Consider the following 25,316-nt stretch of genomic DNA (forward strand, 5'->3'; position numbering starts at 1 on the left):
AATCACCGATAAACTATCGGCAATTGGCTGTTTAAAAGGTGTTTTGACCCCTGTCTCAAAAACGGGGGGGCAGTCCCTCGCAAGCTGCTTTTTTGTTCATATCTTTTTTATGACCTTTCCCGGGTTTCCGGCCATGACGGAATTTGGCGGGACGTCTTTCGTAACGACTGTACCGGCCGCAATGACGGAGTTTTCGCCGATGGTGACGCCTGCTAAAATGACACAGCTTCCTCCGATCCATACATTGCTGCCGATCGTAATCGGAATGCCGTAACCGCTTTTATTTCTTCCTTCCGGCTGCAGAGAATGCCCGGCTGTATAGATCCCGACATTCGGCCCTATCATACAGTTATCGCCTATCCGCACGTCAGCCATGTCTAAAATGGTGCAATTATAGCCGGCATAAAAATGATCGCCGACATGAATATTGGTTCCGATATCACAATGAAAGTTATGCTCAATGCTCGGTTTCTCTCCCGCCGTCCCGAACAGTTCTCTGATGATCGCTTCTTTTGTTTCAAACGCTTCCGAATCGGCGTCGTTTAATTCCCGGACAAGCCTATGCGCCCGGATGTTTTTCTTCCTCAGCTCTTCCGTTCCGCGTTCATAATAGATTTTGTTATCAGAACTCATGTGTCGAGCCTCCATTCTCAGCAAGGATATTCTATTTATTCTCCGTTTGAAAACAATTTTAAACCGTCTTGACTGATTCGGGAAGTATATTTTAAACTACTTTTAATAAGTCTTTTAAAAAGTGATTAATAAAGGAGTGCGGAATCATGGCGAATACCATTAATAATACATCCATTGTAAAAAAAACGAATGAAGAAACCATCATTGAAGCGCTGCTGAAAACGGATGCGGCCACCATTTCCTTTCTCTCTCAACAAACAGGGCTCAGCGCCGCCACGTGCGGAAACATTTTACATGAATTAAAAGAACGCGGCGAAGTCATGGAAATGGAACCGAGCGCCTCAACAGGCGGAAGAAAAGCAAGGCAGTTTACGTTAAATGCGGACAGTCATTTGGTACTCGGCATATCCGTTAAAACAGAAGGCGGCGTCCATTCGATTGACGTCGCGCTGGCAGATTGGCACGGTGACTATGTTGAAAAAGACAGCCGCTTTTATGATGTCATCAATTATGACCTCATCGAACGGCTTACTGACGAATGGATAAGGCGGTTTCCCAATATAAAGGCGATCGGCATAGGGGTTCAGGGTGTGGTCAGCCACGGCGTCATCGGCATTTGTGACACTGAAGAGCTGTGTGATATCCCGATGCAGGAAAGACTTGAAGCCAGACATTCTGTCAAAGTCAATGTAGAAAACGAGATGCATTACGCTTTGTACGGATTTTATCGCGATCAGCAATATACCGTCCCGAAAACCATCGCCATGGCCGCATTTGTCAAAGACAATCCTCCGGGAGCGCGCTTTGTTATAGACGGGCGCTTAGTCAAAGGCAATACACAATTCGCCGGAGAAATTTCTTATATTCCATTTGAATCGACACGCAAGCAGCAGCTTGAAAAGCTCTATTCACCGGATTCTTTTCCGGAACTGGCTGTTAAGATGACAAGCGCCATGATTTCAATCATCAATCCGCAGGCCATTGCGTTTATCGGAGAATTATCAAAAGGGTTGGATATGGAACAGGTTTATGAAGCATGCTCCGCTTTTGTCCCGAAAGAACACATGCCCGAGCTGATTCTCATTGATGACATCCAGCCCTATTATCAAAAAGGATTGATTGCCATCACCTTAAAATCTCTGCGTTTTCCGCTTCATTTGGCAGAGAGGGAACTGATTTCATGAGTAAACAGGGCATTCAAAAATGGAAACTTTCCCTTTTTATTATTTTTTCGCTGCCCGGACTTGCTTTCTCATCCTGGATTTCCCGCACGCCTGAAGTCAGAGAAACGCTGAAAGCCTCGACGTCAATGATGGGGTTGATTATTTTCGGGCTTGCATGCGGCTCATTGATCGGCCTGTTAAGCGCCAGCCGGATCATCTCGCGGAAAGGCACCAGATTCGTTGCTTTGATCAGCGTTCTGATTGTCATTATCGGGATATTCGTCATCAGCGCAGGTGTTTTTGCCGCTTTCAAAAGCATCGTATTTGCCGGACTGATCATCTTCGGGCTCGGCTACGGACTTGCGGAAGTGGCCCTTAATGTAGATGGTTCCGCCCTTGAACGCGCCGCCGGGAAAACCATGATGCCCGCATTGCACGCATCATTCAGCGCCGGCACATTGCTAGGCGCGGGACTCGCCTCTCTCGCTATTTTATTCAAGGTTCCCGTTCTCGTTCACCTGCTGCTCATTGCCGGAATTGAGTTTATCCTGATTTTTACTTTCTTCCGGTTTCTGCCCGAGGACACCGGGAAAGAAGATGCCGTCTCAAGGTGGCAGGAAGTTTCAAGCGAAAAGCCGGTAAACGTCTGGACAGAGCCGCGCACGCTGCTGATCGGGCTCATCGTGCTCGGAATGGCTTTCGCAGAAGGGTCGGCCAATGACTGGCTTCCGCTCACCATGACGGATGGTTTTCACGTGACGCACGCGCAAGGCACGGCGGTTTACGGCGTCTTCCTCACCGCTATGCTGATCGCCCGCATCTTTGGCGGGGCATTTTTGGACCGGTACGGACGCGTGCCCGTTCTTCGTCTCTGCACCGCCATCAGTGTCATCGGACTTTCCCTTGTGATTTTCAGCGGAAACCTCACAGCAGCCGTAATCGGCGTCTTTCTTTGGGGAATCGGCGCCTCCCTCGGCTTCCCGGTCGGCCTTTCCGCAGCCGGCGATGACCCAAAAGGAGCAGTTAAGCGGGTCGGAGCAATCTCCTTCGTCGGCTACTGCGCCTTCTTAGTCGGCCCTCCCGTTCTCGGACTGCTCGGTGAAGAATTCGGCCTTGTTAAAGCACTGATCATCGTACTGATCGGCATTTTGCTCAGCGGTCTCGTCTCCCGCGCGGCAAAACCGCCCGCGCATCAGAAAAATGTTCATGACACCAACAGCCATTCCATGTGAACAAGAGGAAGCGATTGTGCTTCCTCTTTTTTGACTCTCCGCTTTATCTGATAAACAAAATTTGTAAGACTAGACCGCTTTTCTCAGGGGAAATTAACTACGTATTTCTACAAAGGGAGGTTTCAGACGATTATGGAAAAGCGTGAATTAGCGGCTCACGAGTCGCTTGACTTACATGAAATCATTAACTTCAAGACGCTTTGTGTAGCGAAATCCAAGCTCATGCAAGGGCTTGTGTTTGATCAGGATCTGAAAACGTTAATGGAAAAAGACGTTCAGCAAGCCTCTCAAGACCTGGCTGATCTGCAGGCGGTTTATGAACGGGCAACGTTTCAGGCTCCCGTTCCTCAAAACCGGCCGACTTCGATCATCAATTGAAAGGAAGGTAAGCATCATTGAATCATGACCATTTAGATCCGATCAATTCATTACATGTCCCTGAACTTGCGGATATGACATTCGCAATGGATTTTCTCATACGCGCCAAAGAAGGCGTCAGAAATACCGCCGTTGCTTTAACAGAAACCGCTTCACCTGATGTAAGAGCTTTGCTTCGCAAACAGCTCATGCAGGGAATCACGATGCATCAGGAGATAACAGACTTGATGGTCAGCAAAAAGTGGTTTCACCCGCATGATCTGAGCGAACAGTATAAATTGGATCAGCTCTCTGCGAAAAATACCCTCATGGTCGGAAATATGAATCTGTTTCCCGTTGAAACGAACAGAAAAGGGATGTTTGACCGCACACCTGATGAACACTAACACTGGAGGTATTACAGCATGAAGGCCGTAACGTATCAAGGAGTGAAAAACGTCGTTGTGAAAGACGTGCCTGATCCGAAGATTGAAAACCACGATGACATGATTATAAAAGTCACAAGTACGGCAATTTGCGGATCAGATTTACATTTAATCCACGGACTCATCCCGAACTTGCAGGAAGACTACATCATCGGGCATGAACCGATGGGCATCGTGGAAGAAACCGGTCCCGGCGTGACGAAAGTCAAAAAAGGGGACCGCGTCATTATTCCTTTTAATATCGCCTGCGGAGAATGCGTTTATTGTAAAAATCACCTGGAAAGCCAATGTGATCAATCAAATGAGAACGGCGATATAGGCGCTTATTTCGGCTATTCAGGAAATGCCGGCGGCTATCCGGGAGGCCAGGCGGAGTATTTGCGCGTTCCATTTGCGAACTTTACTCATTTTAAAGTTCCCGAAACATGTGAAGAGCCGGATGAGAAACTGAGTGTTATTTCCGATGCGATGACAACCGGCTTTTGGAGCGTTGACAATGCCGGCGTAAAAGAAGGCGATACAGTTATCGTTCTCGGCTGCGGGCCCGTGGGCCTTTTCGCTCAAAAATTCTGCTGGTTAAAGGGAGCAAAACGCGTAATAGCCGTAGACTATGTCAACTACCGTCTCCAGCATGCGAAACGGACGAATAAAGTGGAAATCGTGAACTTCGAAGACCACGAAAATACGGGCAGCTACCTGAAGGAAATCACCAAAGGCGGCGCCGACGTTGTCATTGACGCCGTCGGCATGGACGGGAAAATGACAGACCTTGAGTTCCTCGCCAGCGGATTAAAACTTCAGGGCGGGGCGATGAGCGCTTTAGTCATTGCCTCCCAAGCGGTGCGAAAAGGCGGAACGATCCAGATTACGGGCGTGTACGGCGGCAGATACAACGGGTTCCCCCTTGGCGATATCATGCAGCGAAACGTCAATATCCGATCAGGACAAGCTCCGGTCATCCACTATATGCCGTATATGTTTGAATTGGTGTCAACCGGCAAAATTGATCCGGGCGATGTTGTAAGCCATGTCATTCCGCTTAGTGAAGCGAAGCACGGCTATGAGATGTTTGACACGAAAACAGATGATTGTATTAAAGTTGTACTCAAACCTTAAAGAACGGAGGCTACAGAAATGGCCAGCGCCTTACATGAATTACTCGAAATTCAGGAGATGGCTTCTTTTAAGTCACTTTGTCTGACGAAATCTAAAACCATGAAAGCGCTCGTATCCGATCCGCAGCTGAAAGAAATCATGCAGCAGGATGCGGATACATCAACAAGGCAATTACAGGAATTTGCCTCAATTTTATCTGATGCACAGCATGAATGAGGAGATGAATGACGAATGAATCCGATTATTGAATACTTGACGGGAATGAATGCACTGACAGACCAAATTGTCGCAATGGATTTATTGAATTCGGCAAAAAGCGGTGTCAGAAACTATGCGATGGCGGCGACGGAAGCCGGAACGCCTGAAGTGAAAGCGATCCTCACCCGGCACTTAGAAGAAGCCCTTGACATGCACGAGCAAATCTCACGCTATATGATGGAAAAAGGCTGGTATCACCCGTGGAACACAAATGAACAAGTCCGGCTCAATTTGCAAAATATTGATACGGCGCTCCGCCTGCCCGTCCTATAAATTGTTTTGCTGCTGAGACTGCACCCCTGACTCAAGCTTCAGTATTTCAAACTGTGAGCTGCCTTTTACAGCGCCCAGGCGGCTCTCAGTTTTTTTATGCCTTCTTGTATATCGGTTTCAGAAACCCCCGCGAATCCGAGGGAAACTGTTTTTTCAGGAACCTGTTTTTGATAGGTGAGAGACACGGGATAGATTTTGACGCCTTGTTCCTCCGCCTTTTCAATCAGCTCTTTTTCGCTGAAAGGCAGATGAACGTCAAGTAAAATCCGCAGCCCGGAATTTTCTCCGCGAATCCTGACGTATTGTCGCAGCTCGCGCCGCACAGCCTCTAATAATACCGCTCTTTTTTTCCGGTACAGCTTTCTCATTCTGTTAATATGTTTCTGCCACTCTCCGCTTTTGATAAATTGAGCCAGCGTCAGCTGACTGTGGCAGGAAACGGTCTGTTTATATAAAGAAGCGATTTCCCTGCCTTTTTCAATAAGCGGCAAAGGAAGAATCATATAGCTGATGCGCAGCGAAGGAAGCAGAGATTGGGAAAACGTTCCCATATAAATGACACGGTGATGCTGATCAAGCCCCTGCAATGATGGGATCGGCTGGCCGGTGTATCGGAATTCACCGTCATAATCATCTTCTATAATGAACGATTGATGTTCCTCCGCCCATTTCAGCAGCTGAATCCTTCTGTTTACCGGCATAATCGTTCCTAACGTAAATTGATGAGAAGGCGTGACATATACAAGACGCGGCCGCTCTTCATTCAGCTTCCGGATACAGACTCCTTCATCATCGACGGGTATCGGAATGATCTTCATGTGATTGGCTTTAAAAATCTCCCTCGCTCTCGGATAACCCGGATCTTCATATCCGATGGATAGATTTGATTCAAATATTTTGCACAGCATTTGCAAAAGAGCAGGGTTCCCGGCGCCGACTATCACTTGTTCAGGACGGCAATTCACCCCGCGCGACTGATATAAGTACTCCGAAATGAGCGTTCTCAGTTCAAGCTCGCCCAAATCATCCCCGGACCGATACAGCTCGTGCCCGTATTGATCTAAGCTTGCAACCATGCTTTTGCGCCATGCCGAAAACGGAAAATGAGCGGCATCCACAGTGCCGTAGTGAAAATCAATCCATTGGCGGTCTTCCTTCGCCTTTGTTTGAACAGGCGAAGCGCCCGGCTTTTTCACATAGACGGCGTCCGAGTCATAATCGGCAAACCATCCGCTTCTCGGCTTACTGACAATATAGCCTTCGGCGGCAAGCTGTTCATAGGCACGCTCCACAGTCGTCTGACTGACGGAAAGCTGACTTGACAAAAGCCTTTTTGAAGGAAGCTTCAGTCCTTTAGGAAGACGGCCCTGATGCATATTTTCCTTAAAATGCCGATAAAGCTGCTGATAAAGCGGAATATCCAGATCTCTATTTAAAAATGGCGTGATATCCATTTTTACTCCCTCCAAACTGGCATTCTTCTTTTTATAAAAACTGGCCATTTGTATAAGGTCAATTTCAGTTTATAGTCATTATAAACTTTGAAAATGTGTTTAGAAATATATATTGGAGTGATTGGAATGAATAAAGCCGCAAACGGCTGGATTAACGGATTTATCGGCGTGCTCATTTTCAGCGGTTCGCTTCCCGCGACCCGCTTGGCTGTAGCGGACTTTGACCCGGTATTTCTCACCGTATGCCGCGCCGCGATAGCCGGTATATTGGCAGGCGCTCTGCTCCTCATTTTTCAGGAGAAACGCCCTGCCAAAAGCGACATCATTTCACTAATAACAGTAGCGCTCGGCGTCGTGATCGGTTTCCCGCTGCTTACAGCCTTAGCGCTTCAGCATGTCACATCCGCTCATGCCATTGTCTACATCGGACTTCTCCCGCTTGCGACGGCGATCTTCGGCGTCATGCGCGGAGGCGAACGGCCCAGGCCGGTCTTTTGGATTTTCTCGGCTGCCGGCAGCATCCTCGTAGCCGGATATGCTCTGTTGCAAGGAGGAGAATCCTCTCCGCTCGGTGATACGTACATGATCGCTTCGATTATCGTGTGCGGTCTCGGTTATGCCGAAGGCGCCCGCCTCTCCCGGCGGCTTGGCAACTGGCAGGTGATCTCTTGGGCACTCGTTTTATCGCTTCCCCTTATGTTCATCCTGTCTTTCTGCTTCATGCCGGACTCGTGGTCAAACATCGGCGCGCCCGCACTGCTCAGTCTTGCATATGTCTCAATATTCAGCATGCTGATCGGCTTCGTATTCTGGTATCGCGGACTCGCCCAGGGAGGCATCGCCGCGGTCGGACAGCTGCAGCTTCTGCAGCCTTTCTTCGGACTGTTACTGGCCGCCATGATTCTCCATGAAAAAGCAGGATGGGAACTTGCGGCGGTGAATGTCGGCGTTATCGCTTGCGTGGCGGCCGCCCGGCAGTTCGCAAATCAATCAGAAAAGGCCGAACAATGAACTTGTTCGGCCTTTTCATTATATTCCGCCCGTAGGCAGCAGAAGTCTGTATCTCTTTCACATGATCCGGCTATTTTTCAGGCAGGCTGAACTCCCTTAAACGCACTCATCACCAGATCATGCACATAGGAATCATTCACCTCATCACCTGTGATCAACAGGCGATAGAAAATCGGTCCGTAAATGAGATCGATGCTTACGTCAATATCAAGATTCTCTCTTAATTCACCTTTTTGAATTCCCTTTTCCAGAAGGCCTTTCGCTTGGAGGCGGCGGGGCTGGAAAAATCGCGTGCGATATTCTTCCGCCAATTTTGCATCCAGCTGTCCAGCACCTATTAATTCCTTAATAACGGTTCCTTCCCGGCTTGTCAAAAATCTTGCTAAATTCGTGGCGTGGGTCAATATATCTTGCACTGTTGATCCTGTATCTGGCACAGGCAGTCTGTCCGTAGCGGTCGAAAGAAAGCTGTCCATGATAACGGCAGCCTTGTTTGACCACCATTTATAAATCGTTGCCTTACTTACTTTGGCACGCTCAGCAATTTTATCGACTGTCACCGCGTCAAAGCCATTTTCCAACAATAGGTCATACGCTGCAGAAAGAATCGCCTTATGTGTTCCTTCATCGCGCGGCCGTCCTCGTTTACTCTGCACATGAATCATTCCTTCCCGAATTATAAACGATACGTTCAGTATACTTAACCTGTATAAAAAAAGAAAACAGAAACCCATTTACAAAACTAAACGTTTAGTATATTATTTGTTTATAATAAAACTAAACGTTTAGTTTATAAAATAACTTGAGGGAAGTTTTGATGAAACATAGACTCCCAAAGCCTCTGCGTAAAGGAGATGAATCAGCAAATCATTTATCAAGCATCATAAAACCCACTTAAAAAGGAGTTCATTCATATGGCTAAAGAAAACAAACAGACAGCAGATCAGGGAATTTCACCTGGTTTAACCCTTCTTCTCGCAACGGCATGCGGTATCATTGTCGCTAATCTTTATTATGCACAGCCCTTGGCAGGATTCATTAGTGCGGCAATCGGGCTTTCTCCAAGCAGCGCAGGATTGATTGTCACACTGACTCAAATCGGATACGTTGCCGGCTTACTGTTTCTCGTCCCTTTGGGAGACATTATCGAAAACAAAAAACTTGTCGTTGTATCGCTCCTTCTAAGCGCAGCCGCTTTGACACTGACAGCATTTGCGAAGCATGGAACACTGTTTTTAGCCGCTGCGTTTTTCATCGGACTGGGATCAATTGCAGCCCAAGTGCTTGTTCCGTTTGCATCATACCTTGCACCGGACGCCGCACGCGGCCGGGTTGTCGGCAATGTGATGAGCGGCCTGCTGCTCGGTATTATGCTTTCCCGTCCGATATCCAGTCTGGTCGCTGATATATGGGGGTGGAATGCCATATTTGCTTTATCCGCCGCGTTAAGTGTTGTGCTGGCAATCGTCTTATCAAAAGTGCTTCCTGCCAGAAAACCAACAGCAAACACAAGCTACACCGTCTTACTCGGTTCAATGTGGAAGCTGCTGCGCACGACTCCGGTCTTACGCCGCCGTGCCATTTATCATGCGTTTGTATTTGGAGCTTTCAGCTTGTTCTGGACGACTGTACCTTTATTATTGTCCGGTCCTGCTTTTCATTTTTCTCAAAAGGCAATCGCGCTGTATGCATTAGCGGGCATTGCAGGTGCAGCGGCTGCACCGATAGGCGGCCGTCTGGCTGATCGCGGCCTGACCCGGCTTGCCACCGGAATCGCTCTCGGTGCTGTCATCGTTTCTTTATTACTCCCGCTCATGATTCAGAGCAGCTCCCCCGTCGGAATAGCAGTTCTGGTGGCCGCAGCTATCCTGTTGGATATGGGGGTATCTGCCAATCTCGTACTCAGTCAGCGTGCCATTTTTTCGTTGGCACCTGAATTTCGCAGCCGATTAAACGGATTATTTATGGCCATCTTCTTTCTGGGCGGTGCTATAGGATCATCAATCGGAGGATGGGCATACGCCTCAGGCGGGTGGAATATCACATTATGGATTGGAATCGCTTTTCCGGTCATCGCATTGCTTTATTTCACAACGGAGAAATAAGCCTTTCACCAAAAATAAGCCGTCAGGACCAAGCTGACAGCTTTTTTTGGTGTATTCTTCTTTACATCCATCCGAACAAAAAATCCGGACTCATGAAAAATTTTGCTTCATACGATTCCACATTCTCACCGTTAAGATCGTAATCAATAGAAACGAAACGATTACTAACACAATACCTGTCATTGACTCACTGAAGTTGATAACGACAAAGCCGGACAATAGCACCATAGGAATATTTGAAATCAATACAGTTAACATGTAGGCAGAATACTTTAACCCGACTGCAGCGGATAAAAAACAAATCACATCCGTAGGAGCTGCCGGACAAATCATCCCCAATGCCAAAAACTTATAATTGTACGCCTCCAATAACACTTTCAAGTCAGGATATTTATCTTCCAGTAATTGAGTCGTTTTTTCGCTGGCGAATTTCTTTGAAAAAAGATAAACCAATGTTTCGCTTATAAACAGGCCGGCCATTGATAATAAAATGCTGACCATCGGATCAAAGCAGATTCCGCCCAAAAACATCAGCGTCATGCCGGGAATAAAAAAGAGAAGCCTGACGACCCACAAAGCCAAAAACAGCAGCATCGCGTATTCCGCATGCCCTGATATAAAGTCCGTTACATCATTCATATCAAATGACAGCACGTCCAGTTCCTTCAAACAATAAACGCCTAAAAACCATATACATAATAAAATCATTTTATTTTTCAATTTCTCCGCTCTCCTCGCTTTCCATCACATCATAAGCAAAAAAAATGAAGAAACAGCCGGTAAAATTCTTAAGGATTCTTAAGTTATTCTAAGAAAAAAGCTTACGGAACGTTTGTCCCGCAAGCTCTAGTCAATCGGGTGTTCAACAGAAAAACGAAGCCATCCGCCGCTGTAATCCGCATGGATACGGCCGCTGTGAAGCTCAACAATTCTCTTTGAAATGGCAAGTCCGAGCCCGGTACCTTGATGACCCGTCCTAGCCTTATCCCCTCTGAAAAACCGTTCAAACAATTGATTGATATCGTCAGCAGGGAGATGTTCGGCCTTGTTTGACACTTGCAAAATTGCTTTTTCATCTTTTATTTCTAGGTTTATGAACAATTCAGATGGTTTGATGCTGTACTTCAGCGCATTCATAAAAAGATTATCATAAACGCGAACCATCTTTTCTATATCAATACAGACGGGAACATGTTCTTCCGTAATTGATTTTCGGACAGTTAATTGTTCCTTTTCAAAAATGGGAATGTACTCTCCGGTGATTTGTTCCAATAGGGCAGACAAGTCTGTTTTGCTGCGGTTCAAAGTAACGTCCGGACTCGATAAATGTGTATATTCAAACAGTTCATCAATTAAATATTTCAGCCTTTGCGATTTGGAATAAATCGTTTCAAGGTACTCCTGAAATTGAGCTTTACTGTTGTATTGTTCTTTTTTAAGCAGATCCAAATATCCGATAATTGATGTTAACGGGGTCCTTAAATCGTGAGATACACTTGAGATCAGCTCACTTTTCACTCGTTCTAATTGTCTTTCATGTTCAAATTTATTCTCTAATTCTTCGGACATATAATTGATATGTTGTGCAAGCTGTGTCAATTCATCCCTGCTTTCAGTCCTGATGGTCAAGCCTAAATTTCCATTGGCAATATGGTGAACACTCTCCGTAATGTGTTTCAAATATAATATTTTTTTCCGCACCAATAACAAAAAAACCGCAATAAAGGTCAAAATAGCTGCAGTAAATTGAATCAGTATCCTAAAATTAGCGTTTCCCTGGCTCACATCTGTTAAATAATTTATTTTGTACAGATATGAGATAGATAAAATAACAAGAATCAACACACCAAATGCAACAAGATAACTAATTGCGATCGCGATCAGAAGCCTGACAATCAGCTTATTTCCAAACTTCCTCATATTTTATATCCCGTTCCCCATACCGTTTTGATATAAATCGGATGTTTAGAATCCTCTTCTATCTTGTCTCTGATCTTTGTGATGTGGACCATTACGGTATTGTCCGACTTAAAAAAGTCTTCCTTCCATACCGCCTCATATATTTTTTCAACACTCATGACAATTCCTTTGTTTCTCGAAAGCAGCTCCAGAATATCAAACTCTTTCGGAGTGAGCCTGACTTCTTTCCCCCGCACCCACACCTGCCTTGTATCCGTATTAACGGTCAAATCACCGATTTCAATGACGTTCGCCGTGCTGATCGTATCTGTATTGTATTTTTTATACCTTCTCAGCTGCGATTTCACTCTGGCGATCAATTCCAATGGGTTAAACGGTTTCGTTAAATAATCATCTGCGCCGGAGGCCAGTCCTTGAATTTTATCCATATCCTCCGATTTGGCGGAAAGCATGATGATGGGCAGATTGCGTTCTTCTCTGATCTTCATGCATGCCTCAATCCCATCCATATTGGGCATCATAATATCCAAAATAATCAGGTCAAACTCCTTTTGCTCCAATAATTTCAATGCTTCAGCAGCATCTTCCGCCTTCTGTGTGTCTATTCCTTCATTTTCTAAATAGACAGAGATCAGGTTTCGGATATCTTTGTCATCATCCACGATAAGAATGCTTGTCCCCATATGAATCCTCCCTCGTTTTTTGCGGCAATGAACAGCTGAAAACATAAGCCGGCGGAATATTCCTGAATTCTCTCCTTACTTCTGTTTTCGGAAAGAATTGCTCAATCAATGCCTTCTTATATTGAGTATATTGGAACGTAATGAATTCTCCGTTATCTTTTAAGATTTTAGCCGTATTCGTCAAAATATCAGCAGACACTTTTTTCGGAAGGCTTGCAAAAGGAAGTCCGGAGACGACATAGTCGGCATAAGGAATTCCATGCTCCTTCATATGACTCTCAATATGTTCAGCCGATCCATGTACAATAAATAGGTTCTGTTCCTCTTTATATTTTTCTTGCAGCAAAGCATAAAATTCCTCATTTTGTTCTATCAATAAGATCATCGTCCCAGGCTGCCGTTTTTCAAGCAGCTTTTTTGTAAATACTCCCGTACCTGGCCCGTATTCAACAATGTATTCAGCTTTATGAAAATCAATTTTTCCCATCATCTTCTCAGCAAGAAAACGCGAGCTGGGCAGAACGGCGCCGACCGATCTGGGATTCATAATATATTGAAATAAAAATAACAGACGTTTCATCTTTAATCTCTCCATTTGTTTTGAATTTATAAAACACACTCTACATTCAAAACCTGAAGAAAAAGCGGTGAAAGTTCTTAAGAAATCTTAAGATATAAAAAAAGACGGCGGGATTTGCCGTCTTTTTCAGCTGCCGATTCTTTCAGCAGCGGTAAAACCATGTCATAATATGTTAAGAAATAATTGCGCCATAGGCAGGTGAACACATGAAGAAGTATTTATATAAACACCTTTTGTTAGCTCTCGTTTCGTCCGTTTGCTTTTTATTGGTCTTTTATGTGGGTTTAAAAATGACACAGGAAGACACACCGCCGTTGTCTTCTTACCCGTTTTACCTTTTTATTTATCTTTACATAGCAGCCGGATATTTGACGGTCGGCCTTGTTTTAGCTTGTATGACTGATATCTTGAAGAACCGCTGGACATTCAATAAACCGTCTACCATTCTATTGAAACTTATCGTTTACTTACTCATACCGTATGCTATTTTTCATTCTTTCTTCATTTTAATGGCGCCGTTGATTTATGTGCTGTTTGAGTCGTTATTCATCCTGAGAAAAGCTTCATAACCTGAAAAAACATACCGCATGCTGCCGGTATGTTTTTAACATGCTTGTCAGTTGTTCGCAGTGATCCGTTTGATGTTTTCTTCCATCAAGCCGGAAATGAGCTGTTCGTTTGTATGAGGAATCTGTTTGAGCTGTTGTACGACCAGCCCTTGTCTTGCAGCTGAATGATTTTGACTCAGCTTTGCTTTCCCCTCTATTTTGCTGATTTTGATTTTAAAGCCTTTTACCCCTTTGTTCATGCCTGCCAGCAATTTCGCATCGACATCCTCTAATTTGTACGGGCCGTCGGGGCTTTCGTATTTCAATACGAGATCACTCATCGACTGCACGGTTTCTTCCTCATCCAAAAGCTCCGCCTCTCCGTAAACATGAACCGCCACATAATTCCAAGTGGGAACGGCCTGATGCGTCTCATACCATTTAGGCGAGATATAACAATGAGGCCCTTGAAAAACGGCTAACACGCTTTGGCCATCAATCTCTTTCCATTGGGGGTTCGGCAATGCAAAATGACCGTATAAGCATTCGTTATTCTTACTCATCATCAATGGCAGGTGGGTTGCATACGGCATGCCTTCCGCCGTTGAAAACAATGCTGCGAAACCATACTCTTTGATGACATCGCACGCTTGAGCTTCACTCAGCTGAAATGGAGCCGGAATATACATACAAAACTCTCCTCTCGAACATGGATTGATAAAGCGCTTTCCGCTATAATAAGATATCACCTGACATTTAAAAAGGTACAGTTAGGAATAAATACACATGTCAGAGGAGAACATCTGATGAAAAATATGATTTTCGCTTTCGAAAGCGATACCCCGAAATACAAACAAATTTACGAGCAATTTAAAACATTGATTGAGCAGGGAAATATTCAGGCAGATGAGCGGCTGCCTTCGATTCGGGAGCTGGCAGATTCCCTGCGGGTAAGCCGTAATACAACGCTGATGGCTTATGATCTTCTTTTAGCGGAGGGATACATTCGCGGAGAAACACGCAAAGGTTATTTTGTAAATGAAGTAGAACCTTCTATATTTCAAAAAGAAAACGATGTTGTTTACGCTGAAAAAACCGAATCAACTCAGCCGATCCTGATTGATTTTCGCGCCGGAGCCGTCGATCAAAAGCATTTTCCTCTGAAAACATGGAGAAAATTATACAATCAAGTTTTAACATCAGAGAAAAGCTTCCTGTACGGTGAACCGTTCGGCGAGAGAGACCTGCGTGAACAAATTGCCGCTTATCTCTTGGAATCCCGCGGAGTGAAAACAGATGCGGATTCCATTATCATCGGCAGCAGCACGCAGCAGATGCTGATATATCTCAGCCGGATTCTGAAAGAGGATTTTTCGGGAATGATCGTTGAAGACCCGGGATTTGACGGTGCCAGAGCGGCTTTTCAATTTCACGGGCTATCTCTGGAAACGATGCCTGTCTATGAAAACGGAGCTGATTTTTCTCAATTACATGCAATGAAAGAAAAATTAATCTATGTGACCCCATCCCATCACAGCCCTTACGGCGTAAGCATGTCCATTCAGCAGCGCCAAACTCTGATCAATTGGGTGAATCATAGAGAGGGTTATATTCTTGAGGATGATTATGACAGTGAATTCCGTTATACACAGCAGCCGTTTCCCGCTCTTGCTTCCATTCAATCAGACCGGGTGATTTATTTAGGGAATTTCTCAAAATCCTTTCTTCCGGGCATCCGCATAAGCTATATGGTTTTGCCGCAGCGCCTTTTGCACCGGTATAAAGAACGGTTTATTCATTTCGAAAGCACCGCTTCTTCGCTTAACCAGCTGACCATGGCTGAATTGATGAAGGCCGGTGAATGGACCCGCCATATTAAGCGCATGCGCATTGTTTACAGGCGAAAAATGCAGCACTTGATTTCACATGTAAAGCAGCAGTTCGGCGATCATGTGACGATCATCGGCGAGCAGTCGGGATTGTATATATTGGTGAGAGTTCACCTGAACTATACAGAAGAAACATTAATCGAACGCGCTTTTCAGTACGGAGTGAAGGTATACCCTACCGCCGTTTATTTCGTTGCCGAAAAACCCGAACCGCCGATCATAAAGCTGGGTTTCGCCCATCTCGATACGGATCAGATCACACATGGCGTACAGCTTTTGAGAAATGCTTGGCTGTCATGAAAGAAAAAAGGCGCCGAACGGCGCCTTTTTTTATTTCGTATTTCTTGTGAATTTCGGCAGTCCAAACATAATGGCGGCGATGCCGCAGATTCCGATTAAAACGGGATAGAAAGAGTATGGCAGGATGCTGACGGGTGAAATATTCCCGAATTTCCCGGCTGATAACAGCTGCGCGCCGTAAGGAATCAATCCTTGTATCATACACGAAAAGATATCCAGAATACTTGCCGATTTTCTGTTGTCGATGTTGAATTTATCAGCGATATTCTTTGCAATCGGCCCGGCTGCGATAATCGAGATCGTATTATTGGCCGCAGCCAGATTCGTCACGCTGACCAGTCCGGCAATGCCGGCTTCGGCGCCTTTTTTCGAACGGATTCGTTTCGTGATGAACTCCAGTAAAAAGTCGATCCCGCCGTTTTGTTTCATCACGCCGACCATCCCGCCGATCAGCATGGACAGGATGATCAGATCGCTCATTCCGGCAATTCCATCCGTAATCGCCTTAAAATAAGAGTCAAGCGTCAGGCTGCCGCCCGCTAATCCGATGATTCCCGTCAAAACCAATCCGCCGAATATGACAGCCATCACATTAATACCGATTAACGCAAAAACCAACACGGCGACATAAGGAAGCACCTTAATCCAGCTGTAAGATTCAGCACCCGTATGGCCGGCGTGGCCTGCCGGAATAAAAAATAAGATAATAACAGTCACAATGGCAGCAGGCAAAACAATCAGAAAGTTCGTTTTGAATTTATCCATCATTTGTGTTTTTTGCGTCCGGACTGACGCGATGGTCGTATCAGAAATAAAAGAAAGATTATCTCCGAACATAGCTCCGCCGACCACAGCCGCCATCGTAATCGCGCCGGAGATTCCAAGCTCTCCGCTCAGACCCGCGCTGATCGGCGCAACCGCCGCAATCGTGCCCATTGATGTTCCCATCGATATAGAAATAAAACAAGCAATGATAAACAGCCCCGGCAGCAAAAACTGCTGCGGAATAACGCTCAAAGCAAGATTGACAGTTGAATGCACCGCTCCCATCGCTTCAGCCGCTGAAGCAAAGGCACCTGCCAATATAAAAATCATAACCATAATGATAATATCAGGATGTCCCGCACCGGAAGCGAACCATTCTATTTTTTGATTGAGCGATTTCTTCCGGTTAAATAACAGCGCAAAAGCTGACGCAATGATCGCGGCAATCAAGATCGGCAATTTATAAAAATCTCCGGTCATCAGACCAGAGCCGACAAAAAGCCCTACGAATAAGACTAAAGGCAATAACGCCCAAGGGTTCTTTTTATTGTTCATCTGGGTAAACCACCTCTTTTCAGCATTAAAGTCGCTAATCACAGTCTAAGCAACATTTCACACTTTAAAAGTCTGCAGTAAAAAAGTCAAGCTGAAAAAAGGATAAGTAATGATTGATAAGATAGAAAAAGCTGTTTTGTTTCCACTCTTTAGAAAATAAAAAAACCAAGGCTCGTTTCCCTTGGTACATTTCATGCGGCCCCGCGTCCGGGACACCTTCTCTTCATTCAGAAATACATTCAGCTTTCAATCTGTTTTTAAGTTTCGCTTCATTTTCAAGGATATCTTCGTAATCCTCAATCTTCCTGTTTAATCGTTTTATGGTTTCATCAATTTCCCTCTGTTTCTCCGTCAGCCTTTTCCTTTCATTTATAAGGATGTTTTTTCGGGGTTCGATCGTATGATCGGCTCCTTCAATAAATAAAGCGGTATATTCAATCAGCGCCTCAATCGACAGCCCGGCACTTCTCATGCATTTTATAAATTGAATCCAATTCACATCATCTTCGTCATAATCGCGGATGCCGCTTTCATCGCGTTTTACCGGAGGAATCAGTCCTATACCTTCATAATACCTAAGCGTTGCGGCTGATAACTCAACCTGCTTTGCAGCCTGCGCAATCTTCATATTTTTACCACCCGTCCTTCATACCTTTCATAAGCGTGCCATTATAGAATATCATTTCATAAAAAAATAAACCAAACTCCTTGACTTAAAGTCCGCTTTAACATTTAAAGTAAAATCGAACAGAGGATTCATCACTTTATCTTGGAAAGGAAGATAACCATGTGCAATAATCATCCGACTCGTGTATTAAGCGCTCCGCATGCAAAAGCTAAATTTGAGCGGACAACGATTGAGAGAAGAGCATTACGGCCGCACGATATCCTGATTGATATTAAGTACAGCGGGATTTGTCACTCAGACATCCACAGTGCATTCGATGAATGGGGCGGCGGAATCTTTCCGATGGTTCCCGGACACGAAATTGCCGGAGTTGTGGAAGCCGTGGGTGAAGAAGTCACCACATTTGCCGTCGGCGACCGTGTGGGTGTCGGCTGTTTTGTAGACTCCTGCGGGGAATGTGAATACTGTCTGAACGGAGACGAACAATATTGCACAAAAGGCGTTGTTCAGACTTATAATAACCTGGACTACGACGGAAATCCTACGTACGGCGGCTACAGCCAGAAAATAGTTGTCACTGACAGATTCGTTGTCCGGATTCCGGATCAGCTGGATTTGGATGCTGCCAGCCCGCTATTGTGCGCGGGCATTACCACCTATTCTCCGTTGAAACACTGGAATGCCGGCCCCGGCAAAAAAGTGGCGATTGTCGGAATGGGCGGGCTCGGACATTTAGCCGTTCAATTCGCGCACGCTTTAGGCGCAGAGGTCACCGTCCTCAGCCGCTCAATGAACAAAAAAGACGAAGCGCTTGAATTTGGAGCCGATCATTACTTTGCAACAAGCGATCCGGATACATTTACTGAGCTGGCCGGACGATTTGATCTTATTTTAAATACAGTATCCGCGAACCTTGACGTAGATGCCTACTTATCCCTGCTTCGCATTGACGGTACATTGGTAAATGTGGGAGCGCCCGCTAAGCCGGACTCATACAGTGTGTTCTCCTTAATCACGGGCCGCCGCAGCATTGCGGGTTCACTCGTCGGCGGTATTCCGCAGACTCAGGAGATGCTTGATTTCGCCGCCGAGCACGACATTGCTCCTAAAATTGAAGTGATACCGGCCAATCAAGTTGACGAAGCGTACGAACGGGTTCTCCAAAGCGATGTCCGCTACCGTTTCGTCATTGATATTTCAACTTTATAATCGACATAAAAAAACATACCAATATTTGTTGGTATGTTTTTTTTAGTTCAAATTATTTTTTATTTCAGCAGCCATCCGGGCACCGCTTTTATGTAAACCAATTCGCCTATCAATTCAACGATCGTCTGTGTGACGATAACAGCGGCGGCTAATGAGGCCCAAGCATCCGGCAAAGCCAGCGCTAACGGAAGGACTGCGAGAGAATTTCTTGTGCCCGTGCTGAAGATCAATGCTCTTCCTTCACCTGTATTCAGACGGAACGCATATGCGATAAACCGGGAGACAAACGGCATAATGAGCAGGAATAACAGATAGATCGGAATCACACATATAATGATGCCAGCATCACTGATGACCTTTCCGATTTGTGTGGCGACGACCGCCAGTAAGACCAGAGCCATCAAAGGAACAGGCAGCCAGGCCGTCCACTCTAACATCTTTTCTCCAGCCGGCTTCTTATCAGCCCACAATTGTGTCATCACTGCCGCCAGCAGCGGTCCCGCTATTAAACATAAGAATGCTTCCAGAAACGGCCCCGCATGAACAGCCCCTATCACTTCTTTCCCGATAAACAGCCACAAGTATAACGGAAGCAATACCATCTGAACGGCGAACAAAACCGGCGTGGAAGCCAGTATTAATCTCTCATTTCCTTTGCCGAGCTGAGTAAAGACGATGACGTAATCAATACAAGGTGTAAGCAATACCAAACAAACCCCTAATAATATAGGAGGAGATTGAGGAAAAATGGCGGTTAACACCCATACAACGACAGGTACAGCTAAGAAATTACCGATCAATAAAGCCGCCATAAACTTGAGGTTTGACATGGCTTCCCTCAGCTTCAAGAATGGGATTTGGGCAAACATGGCATACATGAGAACAGCGATAAGCGGTGATATCGTCCATCCCCAGCGAAGTCCTGAATCTTTCCCGGCCATCCCCGCTATTCCGCCGATTACAAGAGTCACACCATATATCCAAATTTGCTGTTTTTCTAATGTCTCTCTGGTTATTTTCATTGGCTGACACCTCTTCCCCGCCCATTATACCTTCTTTTCTGCCGCTCTTGCATTATGGTTCTGCCGGAATTAAAAAACACCAAGGGTCTGTGACACTTGGTGTTTTTGGAACGCGGCCGAGAAATATGGGTTGAAAACCGTTAATTTGTAAATAACCCCCAAAAAGTATTTTTGACATACTGTTCCTTATCGAATAAAAGCATTCTCTTTCATTTCCAAAGCATCATCCAGCCATCTCGGGTGCATCGGCAAGAGATGTTCAGGTAATTCATGGATATCAAAATATCTGATTTCCATAGCTTCCTCTGTGGACTTTTTCAAAGTGCCGCCGATGACGTCACATTGAAAACAATTGGTAATAAAATGGCTGACTCTGCCGTCAGGGTATATAAAGGTTTGTGAACTCGGATCAGAATAAACGCCTATCATTTTAGAGACTTTCACTACTAATCCAGTTTCCTCTTCTATTTCTCTTATAATTGCTTGTTCAACTGTTTCACCAGGTTCCACATGTCCTGAAGGAATGCCCCATAAACCATTATCAGCACGCTTCATTAATAAAACGGAACTTGATTCTTTAATTATAATTCCAGCGACTCCGGCTTTCACTTGTTCTGTCCATTGGAAATCCGGTTTTTTCCGTACTTCTGCCTTTATTTCATTATCGAACAAGTCTTTCAGATCGCGGATCACAACATCCGGATTTCTAAAATCATGTTTTGCAGGAAATAAAGTATTTTGTTCAGAAACTAATACGGAAGTGATGCCTATTTGGTTTGCTCCGACAATATCTGTTTCAGGCGTATCCCCAATCATAACGCATCTCTCTTTATCTTCAAAAGACTCGAGTACTTTTTCAAATATTGAAGACGCCGGTTTTCCAATTATAATCGGCTCTTTAGCAGCTGCTGTTTTAACAGCCGCGACTATAGCGCCTGTCGCGGGAGCTGGTCCGTTAGCGGCAGGAAATGTTTTATCCCCGTTTGCAGCGATAAATGAAGCCCCGCAGCGGATGAGGTTTACTGCCTTATGCACATCCTGAAATGTAATATTTTGATCCCATCCAATGACAACAGCCTCCGCCTGATTTTCCGTAAGATCAATACCGGCCTTTTGAATTTCACTTTTAAGTTGGTCATTTCCCAATATATATGCCTTCTTTATTCCTTCACTGACAAGGTAATCAGCTGTTGCCCACCCCGCAGTAAACACTTCATCAATACTTGCTGAAATCCCCAGTTTATGAAGGCGTTTCACAATCGTTTCTCTTGTAACACAAGGATCATTCGTTAAAAAGCGAATGGCTTTCTTTTCTTCACGGAGTCGTTTTAAAGAGGCCGCAGCTCCTGGTAAAGCTTTATCTCCTATATATATCACTCCGTCTAAATCAAATAAAAATACATCATAATTCTTGGAGATCATCATAACACTCCTTAAGCGGTTGTCTCTTGGTTAATAGTTGAGCGATACGCAAAATGATTTGTAGGGCCTTGTCCTTTCCCGATTCCTAAAGGATGTTTAATGGCTGCTGAAATGAATTCCTTTCCAGTTGCCACTGATTCCGGTATGCTGTGCTGCTTTGCCAGCTCTGCAGTTATCACAGCTGAAAACGTACAGCCTGTTCCATGAGTATGCTTTGTATCAAAGCGGGGAGAAACAAATTCCTCGAAGTCCTCGTCAAAGTACAAAATATCACGGGCTTCTCCGTTCAGGTGCCCCCCTTTTACGACAGCACTTTTTGCCCCGTATACCTCCACTATTTCTTTCGCCGCATCACGCATCTGCTGTACAGTCTCGATTGATTTGCCGATGATTACTTCCGCTTCCGGAATGTTCGGTGTAATAACAGTTGTTTGGGGGATTAATAATTTCTTCAAATGATCAATGGCGTCCTTATGGAGCAGATGATGTCCGCTTTTAGCAATCATAACCGGATCCATCACATACGATTGAATATTTGCGTCTTTTAACTTTTCTGCCAGCAATTCAATAATTCCTATACTTGCAAGCATACCGCTTTTGACAGCATCCGGTTTTATATCATCCATGACACAGTCTATTTGCTGAGATATATTCTGAAGAGACATCTCCTCAAAACTTTTCACACCAAGTGTGTTTTGTGCAACAACTGATGTAATAACTGCCATTCCATATACCTTTTGTTCCTGAAATGTTTTTAAATCCGCGTGAATTCCCGCCCCTCCGGAAGGATCAGTCCCAGCAATCGAAAGCGCTTTATAAATATCCGTCAACTTACACTCCTCCTTCAGGCAGGTTTCACTGCTTTAAAAATGACAAAAGGCGGATATTCCTTTTCACATTTCCAATTATTAAATTGAAACTCTTTCTCTATGGCTTTTACATGCTCTTGGTCAATATCGTTTAACGTTGGTTCTGATAAAGTTACATTTTCAAAACCTGCATGAGTTAATAGTTTATAATACATTGACTTCGGCCAATGAAAATCATTTAAAATTAAATCTGCTTGTCCGGGAACATGGAGCCATTCATTTCTTTCTTCTCCGTAAGAATATTCTTTCCCCGGTATTCCATTGCGGAAGGTTGAAAATTCAATTCCGGTTGAATCAGGATTCGTATCGAGTATGACAAATGAAGCTCCTGGTTTTAACACGCGAAAAATTTCATCTATGATACCTTTGATACGCTGGTCACTATCCGTATTAATAAAAACATAACAGGCCATTGCAGCATCAACTGAGTGATCTGGTAAGAAGGAAAGATTATCGTGTTCAATTAAATGATAGTCCACATGAGGATGTTGTCTTTTTGCCTTTGCTATATCTAACATCTTCCTTGATTCATCGACTGCGATCACATTGCAGCCTATTCTGTCAGCCAGCCTATAAGCTACCTTTCCTGGACCGCATCCGAAATCGAGCACCTTTTTAATCTCCGCTTTATCAAAAGTACGAAAAACAAACTCAAAACCTAACGTTTGTTCTAAAACGTCGTTATAAGCATCGAATTTACCAGCAACGCTGTCTTCTTTCCATGAAGTTTTCATTGAATTTCCTCCTTTTGCTCAGTTGAGAAATAATGAAGCCACTTATTCCTGACGAAAAATTGATATACAGGAAGTAAACTTTGAAATAGAGAATGATCCATATCCCGTTTATATGCAATATGCTGGTATATACTGAAAAGGAAAAGAATCTGTTTCCAGTAATCAGGTAAATCAAGCATTTCAATATCGTTTTTAGTCATAGAAATTTGATCTTTCCTAAGTAATTCTTCGTACTTTAAGACTGTTTCAATGGACGGCCAGTTATTTCCCTCAGGCATTTTCGGAAATTCAAATTCCGGAATATCATGGTGATTTTCAGCTTCTTCAAGCACCGTTTTCGCCCATTCATGATCTGAATCATAAATATGGATTGATCCCGCATTATGAAAATATTCTCCGACTTCTACACGCAGTTCTCTGGCCATTAATTCCTGCATGAAGGTAAATGAGAAAAGATCACTGATCATCCCGCGAAAAGCATCATTTGCACGCATGACAGAAGACATGTATAATTCGCCTTCCCTCACAAAAAACTGCAAACCGATTGTGCAGGAAACATCTATATTTTCTAAAACGAAGAGTTCCGAAGCATCGAATATTTGAATAAATGCCCTTTTTGAATCAATATCTTCTTGTGTCAAAAGATTTTTTATTCTATTCCATTGATTTAGTTTTGCATTTCCGAATTCGAATATTTTAGGCCCGTACGCAGTGCCTGTTAATGTTTTTTTATTCATTGAGTATGAAGGCATTTTTTTATTGTAATAACTGATAAAATCTAAGTCGTTACTCCCCGATAAATACCATAGCACTTCAGCAAAATTAAACACGATATTGGTTTTTCTTGAGGATAAATAAGTGACACGTTCTATTGGATTTTCCAGAGTCAGATGGTAGTTCAATTGTTCTCTGCTTTTTTGTCCGCGCGGTGAATTGAAAAATTCAGGGTTGTGATAGATGTCATACAGCGTTTCCGTATATGCTTCATGAAAAGTTTTCTTTTTCATTGAGATTCCGCCTTATATGCTGCAAAGGTATTTTTAATGTTCTCTAATAAATCATCTGTATCTTTATAGCTGATGTACTCAACATCCGCCACTGCATGTAACCCTTGAATTAAGAAAGCATAATCCTTGTCCTTTTCTAGAAATAGCACGATCTTTTTTTTCAAGGCGGAAGCCCATCCAATTTCTATATGTGTTCCAGGAGAAGCGGGTGATCCGGGAAATGCTGCAAAAAGGTCGCAAGTACTTATTTCATCAAAATCAATTTTAGTGCATTGAAGAGGTGTCATGAAATCTTTCCCCCACCCTTCCCGCTTGTGAGCATTATGAACCAGCCATCCTTCATTCTCAAAAAAGGAAATTAATGATTCCAGCTTTCCCCTCTCATACGTACTCATCAATCCAGTTTTCTCATCTACTAAACTTTTAAAAGGCCCTGCCAGAAAAACTTTTTTAGTCGCCACTTCATATCACCCTTTCAAAATAAATAAAGCCACTTTCCTCTATGGAAAGTGGCTTAAATATAGATAAGATAAAGAATCTCTCTAATTTTTCACTTCCCTACGCTGGTATTAACCAAATCAGGTTCAAAGGGTCAGGACGTATTGTCTCTTCTCAGCTATTAAAGCTCCCCTAGTGACTTTTTATAAATATTTACTTTAATTCTATGCTATTCCATATAAATAGTCAAACAATGACTTTCCCTTCAATATTGCAGCTTACCCACTAGTTTTAAAACCTTCCGGCCTCTTTTTTCCTGCCAACGAATAAGGTCACGGCAACACTGGCTGAACTGACCAAAGTCCCCAGTACGGCAGCAAGAATTGTCAAAAAGCCATTGGGAATCAGAAATCCAATCGGAATGAGCCCCGCAAACGTGAGGACGATAAAACATTGATAGACTCCGGATATGATTCTCACAACCAAACTGCCAAAAAAGGACATGACGAATGGGGGAATGAACAAACATAAGATGATTCCGAGTGAGATCAATAAAATCTTAGGCTCGTCAAAAGAAATGACATGATCACCGGGAGACTCTTCAGCAGCCGCGAATACAGCAAATATAGACATTATCAGCGTAAGAAAAACAAGAAAAAACCTTTTCAGCAACGTTATGACTCCTTTTTTTATAAAAAC

General features: G+C 44.2%; 29 protein-coding genes and 1 riboswitch. Of the genes, 12 read left to right on the forward strand and 17 right to left on the reverse strand.

Annotated features, from left to right (window positions below):
* Positions 1-96: 96 nt before the first annotated feature.
* The gene (locus G9F50_RS17870) at positions 97-633 is read right to left on the reverse strand and encodes a sugar O-acetyltransferase (protein WP_060563176.1); all 537 of its coding nucleotides are present in this window, start codon (positions 631-633) and stop codon (positions 97-99) included.
* Positions 634-779: 146 nt separating this feature from the next.
* Here G9F50_RS17870 and G9F50_RS17875 point away from each other — a divergent pair, with 146 nt between their 5' ends.
* From G9F50_RS17875 to G9F50_RS17905, 7 genes are all read left to right on the forward strand, one after another.
* Positions 780-1,817 carry an ROK family protein gene (locus G9F50_RS17875; protein ID WP_165406574.1) on the forward strand — a complete coding sequence of 346 codons (1,038 nt, stop codon included), beginning with the start codon at positions 780-782 and terminating at the stop codon, positions 1,815-1,817.
* Positions 1,814-3,028, forward strand: coding sequence for an MFS transporter (locus G9F50_RS17880; RefSeq protein WP_032866790.1), 1,215 nt, complete (start codon positions 1,814-1,816; stop codon positions 3,026-3,028). Before G9F50_RS17875 ends, G9F50_RS17880 begins: the two co-directional genes overlap by 4 nt.
* Before the next feature lie 132 nt (positions 3,029-3,160).
* Positions 3,161-3,406 carry a hypothetical protein gene (locus tag G9F50_RS17885; protein ID WP_007409324.1) on the forward strand — a complete coding sequence of 82 codons (246 nt, stop codon included), beginning with the start codon at positions 3,161-3,163 and terminating at the stop codon, positions 3,404-3,406.
* Between the two features lie 17 nt (positions 3,407-3,423).
* Positions 3,424-3,792, forward strand: a complete 369-nt coding sequence (locus G9F50_RS17890) for a spore coat protein (protein WP_015416918.1) — start codon at positions 3,424-3,426, stop codon at positions 3,790-3,792.
* A gap of 18 nt (positions 3,793-3,810) precedes the next feature.
* Complete coding sequence (locus tag G9F50_RS17895; RefSeq protein ID WP_069006886.1) at positions 3,811-4,947, forward strand: zinc-dependent alcohol dehydrogenase; 1,137 nt, start codon at positions 3,811-3,813, stop codon at positions 4,945-4,947.
* 18 nt (positions 4,948-4,965) lie between these two features.
* Positions 4,966-5,163, forward strand: coding sequence for a hypothetical protein (locus G9F50_RS17900; RefSeq protein ID WP_007409327.1), 198 nt, complete (start codon positions 4,966-4,968; stop codon positions 5,161-5,163).
* A gap of 15 nt (positions 5,164-5,178) precedes the next feature.
* Positions 5,179-5,478 carry a spore coat protein gene (locus tag G9F50_RS17905; RefSeq protein WP_014417026.1) on the forward strand — a complete coding sequence of 100 codons (300 nt, stop codon included), beginning with the start codon at positions 5,179-5,181 and terminating at the stop codon, positions 5,476-5,478.
* Between the two features lie 65 nt (positions 5,479-5,543).
* Here G9F50_RS17905 and pdxR (G9F50_RS17910) read toward each other — a convergent pair whose 3' ends face one another.
* Complete coding sequence (gene pdxR / locus G9F50_RS17910; RefSeq protein ID WP_060563172.1) at positions 5,544-6,932, reverse strand: MocR-like pyridoxine biosynthesis transcription factor PdxR; 1,389 nt, start codon at positions 6,930-6,932, stop codon at positions 5,544-5,546.
* A gap of 126 nt (positions 6,933-7,058) precedes the next feature.
* Between pdxR (G9F50_RS17910) and G9F50_RS17915 the strand changes: the two genes are divergently transcribed.
* Positions 7,059-7,943 (forward strand): DMT family transporter, encoded by an 885-nt coding sequence (locus G9F50_RS17915; protein ID WP_060563171.1) that lies wholly within the window; start codon positions 7,059-7,061, stop codon positions 7,941-7,943.
* A gap of 77 nt (positions 7,944-8,020) precedes the next feature.
* Here G9F50_RS17915 and G9F50_RS17920 read toward each other — a convergent pair whose 3' ends face one another.
* Positions 8,021-8,599, reverse strand: coding sequence for a TetR/AcrR family transcriptional regulator (locus tag G9F50_RS17920; protein ID WP_021495037.1), 579 nt, complete (start codon positions 8,597-8,599; stop codon positions 8,021-8,023).
* A 258-nt stretch (positions 8,600-8,857) separates the two neighbouring features.
* Between G9F50_RS17920 and G9F50_RS17925 the strand changes: the two genes are divergently transcribed.
* Positions 8,858-10,048 carry an MFS transporter gene (locus tag G9F50_RS17925; protein WP_060563170.1) on the forward strand — a complete coding sequence of 397 codons (1,191 nt, stop codon included), beginning with the start codon at positions 8,858-8,860 and terminating at the stop codon, positions 10,046-10,048.
* Between the two features lie 90 nt (positions 10,049-10,138).
* Here G9F50_RS17925 and G9F50_RS17930 read toward each other — a convergent pair whose 3' ends face one another.
* The 4 genes from G9F50_RS17930 to G9F50_RS17945 form a co-directional block, all read right to left on the reverse strand.
* Positions 10,139-10,768: a TVP38/TMEM64 family protein gene (locus G9F50_RS17930; RefSeq protein WP_060563169.1), complete on the reverse strand. Its 630-nt coding sequence runs from the start codon at positions 10,766-10,768 to the stop codon at positions 10,139-10,141.
* Positions 10,769-10,894: 126 nt separating this feature from the next.
* Positions 10,895-11,968 carry a sensor histidine kinase gene (locus tag G9F50_RS17935; protein WP_060563168.1) on the reverse strand — a complete coding sequence of 358 codons (1,074 nt, stop codon included), beginning with the start codon at positions 11,966-11,968 and terminating at the stop codon, positions 10,895-10,897.
* Positions 11,965-12,651: a response regulator transcription factor gene (locus G9F50_RS17940; RefSeq protein ID WP_012116926.1), complete on the reverse strand. Its 687-nt coding sequence runs from the start codon at positions 12,649-12,651 to the stop codon at positions 11,965-11,967. The genes G9F50_RS17935 and G9F50_RS17940 overlap by 4 nt, the downstream gene beginning before the upstream one ends.
* Positions 12,623-13,231 (reverse strand): class I SAM-dependent methyltransferase, encoded by a 609-nt coding sequence (locus G9F50_RS17945; RefSeq protein ID WP_060563167.1) that lies wholly within the window; start codon positions 13,229-13,231, stop codon positions 12,623-12,625. The genes G9F50_RS17940 and G9F50_RS17945 overlap by 29 nt, the downstream gene beginning before the upstream one ends.
* Positions 13,232-13,437: 206 nt before the next feature.
* On the opposite strand from G9F50_RS17945, the gene G9F50_RS17950 reads away from it, so the two are divergent.
* Complete coding sequence (locus G9F50_RS17950; protein WP_042634883.1) at positions 13,438-13,800, forward strand: hypothetical protein; 363 nt, start codon at positions 13,438-13,440, stop codon at positions 13,798-13,800.
* A 47-nt stretch (positions 13,801-13,847) separates the two neighbouring features.
* Here G9F50_RS17950 and G9F50_RS17955 read toward each other — a convergent pair whose 3' ends face one another.
* Positions 13,848-14,468, reverse strand: a complete 621-nt coding sequence (locus tag G9F50_RS17955) for an FMN-binding negative transcriptional regulator (RefSeq protein WP_060563166.1) — start codon at positions 14,466-14,468, stop codon at positions 13,848-13,850.
* A gap of 117 nt (positions 14,469-14,585) precedes the next feature.
* Between G9F50_RS17955 and pdxR (G9F50_RS17960) the strand changes: the two genes are divergently transcribed.
* Entirely contained in the window at positions 14,586-15,968 is a 1,383-nt protein-coding gene (pdxR, locus tag G9F50_RS17960) for a MocR-like pyridoxine biosynthesis transcription factor PdxR (protein ID WP_165406575.1), read from the forward strand.
* A gap of 30 nt (positions 15,969-15,998) precedes the next feature.
* Here the strand turns inward: pdxR (G9F50_RS17960) and G9F50_RS17965 are convergent, their stop codons facing one another.
* Positions 15,999-17,288, reverse strand: a complete 1,290-nt coding sequence (locus G9F50_RS17965) for a Na+/H+ antiporter NhaC family protein (protein WP_060563164.1) — start codon at positions 17,286-17,288, stop codon at positions 15,999-16,001.
* A 223-nt stretch (positions 17,289-17,511) separates the two neighbouring features.
* A complete protein-coding gene (locus G9F50_RS17970; RefSeq protein ID WP_003156088.1) occupies positions 17,512-17,916 on the reverse strand; it encodes a MerR family transcriptional regulator in 405 nt (134 codons plus the stop codon).
* A gap of 159 nt (positions 17,917-18,075) precedes the next feature.
* Here G9F50_RS17970 and G9F50_RS17975 point away from each other — a divergent pair, with 159 nt between their 5' ends.
* Positions 18,076-19,125, forward strand: a complete 1,050-nt coding sequence (locus G9F50_RS17975; protein ID WP_060563163.1) for an NAD(P)-dependent alcohol dehydrogenase — start codon at positions 18,076-18,078, stop codon at positions 19,123-19,125.
* 59 nt (positions 19,126-19,184) lie between these two features.
* Here G9F50_RS17975 and G9F50_RS17980 read toward each other — a convergent pair whose 3' ends face one another.
* From G9F50_RS17980 to G9F50_RS18010, 7 genes are all read right to left on the reverse strand, one after another.
* Positions 19,185-20,147, reverse strand: coding sequence for an arsenic resistance protein (locus tag G9F50_RS17980; protein ID WP_060563162.1), 963 nt, complete (start codon positions 20,145-20,147; stop codon positions 19,185-19,187).
* A gap of 186 nt (positions 20,148-20,333) precedes the next feature.
* On the reverse strand, positions 20,334-21,572 hold the full coding sequence (locus G9F50_RS17985) for an HAD-IIA family hydrolase (RefSeq protein WP_060563161.1): 1,239 nt from the start codon (positions 21,570-21,572) through the stop codon (positions 20,334-20,336).
* Positions 21,573-21,580: 8 nt separating this feature from the next.
* Complete coding sequence (thiD, locus tag G9F50_RS17990) at positions 21,581-22,399, reverse strand: bifunctional hydroxymethylpyrimidine kinase/phosphomethylpyrimidine kinase (RefSeq protein WP_060563160.1); 819 nt, start codon at positions 22,397-22,399, stop codon at positions 21,581-21,583.
* A 14-nt stretch (positions 22,400-22,413) separates the two neighbouring features.
* Positions 22,414-23,172: a class I SAM-dependent methyltransferase gene (locus G9F50_RS17995; protein WP_007409545.1), complete on the reverse strand. Its 759-nt coding sequence runs from the start codon at positions 23,170-23,172 to the stop codon at positions 22,414-22,416.
* Positions 23,169-24,179 carry a thymidylate synthase gene (locus tag G9F50_RS18000; protein WP_060563159.1) on the reverse strand — a complete coding sequence of 337 codons (1,011 nt, stop codon included), beginning with the start codon at positions 24,177-24,179 and terminating at the stop codon, positions 23,169-23,171. The genes G9F50_RS17995 and G9F50_RS18000 overlap by 4 nt, the downstream gene beginning before the upstream one ends.
* On the reverse strand, positions 24,176-24,640 hold the full coding sequence (locus G9F50_RS18005; protein WP_042634877.1) for a TIR domain-containing protein: 465 nt from the start codon (positions 24,638-24,640) through the stop codon (positions 24,176-24,178). Before G9F50_RS18005 ends, G9F50_RS18000 begins: the two co-directional genes overlap by 4 nt.
* A gap of 77 nt (positions 24,641-24,717) precedes the next feature.
* Positions 24,718-24,821: riboswitch (TPP riboswitch) on the reverse strand.
* An 87-nt stretch (positions 24,822-24,908) separates the two neighbouring features.
* Positions 24,909-25,289, reverse strand: coding sequence for a hypothetical protein (locus G9F50_RS18010; RefSeq protein ID WP_060563158.1), 381 nt, complete (start codon positions 25,287-25,289; stop codon positions 24,909-24,911).
* Positions 25,290-25,316 lie beyond the last annotated feature (27 nt).

It is taken from the genome of Bacillus sp. EKM206B (assembly GCF_011066015.1).
GTDB classification, from domain to species: Bacteria; Bacillota; Bacilli; order Bacillales; family Bacillaceae; genus Bacillus; species Bacillus velezensis.

Coding starts and splice junctions, on each gene's coding strand:
- G9F50_RS17870 (WP_060563176.1), bottom strand. CDS start 633: ATGAGTTCTGATAACAAAATCTATTATGAACGCGGAACGGAAGAGCTG.
- G9F50_RS17875 (WP_165406574.1), top strand. CDS start 780: ATGGCGAATACCATTAATAATACATCCATTGTAAAAAAAACGAATGAA.
- G9F50_RS17880 (WP_032866790.1), top strand. CDS start 1,814: ATGAGTAAACAGGGCATTCAAAAATGGAAACTTTCCCTTTTTATTATT.
- G9F50_RS17885 (WP_007409324.1), top strand. CDS start 3,161: ATGGAAAAGCGTGAATTAGCGGCTCACGAGTCGCTTGACTTACATGAA.
- G9F50_RS17895 (WP_069006886.1), top strand. CDS start 3,811: ATGAAGGCCGTAACGTATCAAGGAGTGAAAAACGTCGTTGTGAAAGAC.
- G9F50_RS17900 (WP_007409327.1), top strand. CDS start 4,966: ATGGCCAGCGCCTTACATGAATTACTCGAAATTCAGGAGATGGCTTCT.
- G9F50_RS17905 (WP_014417026.1), top strand. CDS start 5,179: ATGAATCCGATTATTGAATACTTGACGGGAATGAATGCACTGACAGAC.
- pdxR (WP_060563172.1), bottom strand. CDS start 6,932: ATGGATATCACGCCATTTTTAAATAGAGATCTGGATATTCCGCTTTAT.
- G9F50_RS17915 (WP_060563171.1), top strand. CDS start 7,059: ATGAATAAAGCCGCAAACGGCTGGATTAACGGATTTATCGGCGTGCTC.
- G9F50_RS17925 (WP_060563170.1), top strand. CDS start 8,858: ATGGCTAAAGAAAACAAACAGACAGCAGATCAGGGAATTTCACCTGGT.
- G9F50_RS17935 (WP_060563168.1), bottom strand. CDS start 11,968: ATGAGGAAGTTTGGAAATAAGCTGATTGTCAGGCTTCTGATCGCGATC.
- G9F50_RS17940 (WP_012116926.1), bottom strand. CDS start 12,651: ATGGGGACAAGCATTCTTATCGTGGATGATGACAAAGATATCCGAAAC.
- G9F50_RS17945 (WP_060563167.1), bottom strand. CDS start 13,231: ATGAAACGTCTGTTATTTTTATTTCAATATATTATGAATCCCAGATCG.
- G9F50_RS17950 (WP_042634883.1), top strand. CDS start 13,438: ATGAAGAAGTATTTATATAAACACCTTTTGTTAGCTCTCGTTTCGTCC.
- G9F50_RS17955 (WP_060563166.1), bottom strand. CDS start 14,468: ATGTATATTCCGGCTCCATTTCAGCTGAGTGAAGCTCAAGCGTGCGAT.
- pdxR (WP_165406575.1), top strand. CDS start 14,586: ATGAAAAATATGATTTTCGCTTTCGAAAGCGATACCCCGAAATACAAA.
- G9F50_RS17965 (WP_060563164.1), bottom strand. CDS start 17,288: ATGAACAATAAAAAGAACCCTTGGGCGTTATTGCCTTTAGTCTTATTC.
- G9F50_RS17970 (WP_003156088.1), bottom strand. CDS start 17,916: ATGAAGATTGCGCAGGCTGCAAAGCAGGTTGAGTTATCAGCCGCAACG.
- G9F50_RS17975 (WP_060563163.1), top strand. CDS start 18,076: ATGTGCAATAATCATCCGACTCGTGTATTAAGCGCTCCGCATGCAAAA.
- G9F50_RS17980 (WP_060563162.1), bottom strand. CDS start 20,147: ATGAAAATAACCAGAGAGACATTAGAAAAACAGCAAATTTGGATATAT.
- G9F50_RS17985 (WP_060563161.1), bottom strand. CDS start 21,572: ATGATGATCTCCAAGAATTATGATGTATTTTTATTTGATTTAGACGGA.
- G9F50_RS17995 (WP_007409545.1), bottom strand. CDS start 23,172: ATGAAAACTTCATGGAAAGAAGACAGCGTTGCTGGTAAATTCGATGCT.
- G9F50_RS18000 (WP_060563159.1), bottom strand. CDS start 24,179: ATGAAAAAGAAAACTTTTCATGAAGCATATACGGAAACGCTGTATGAC.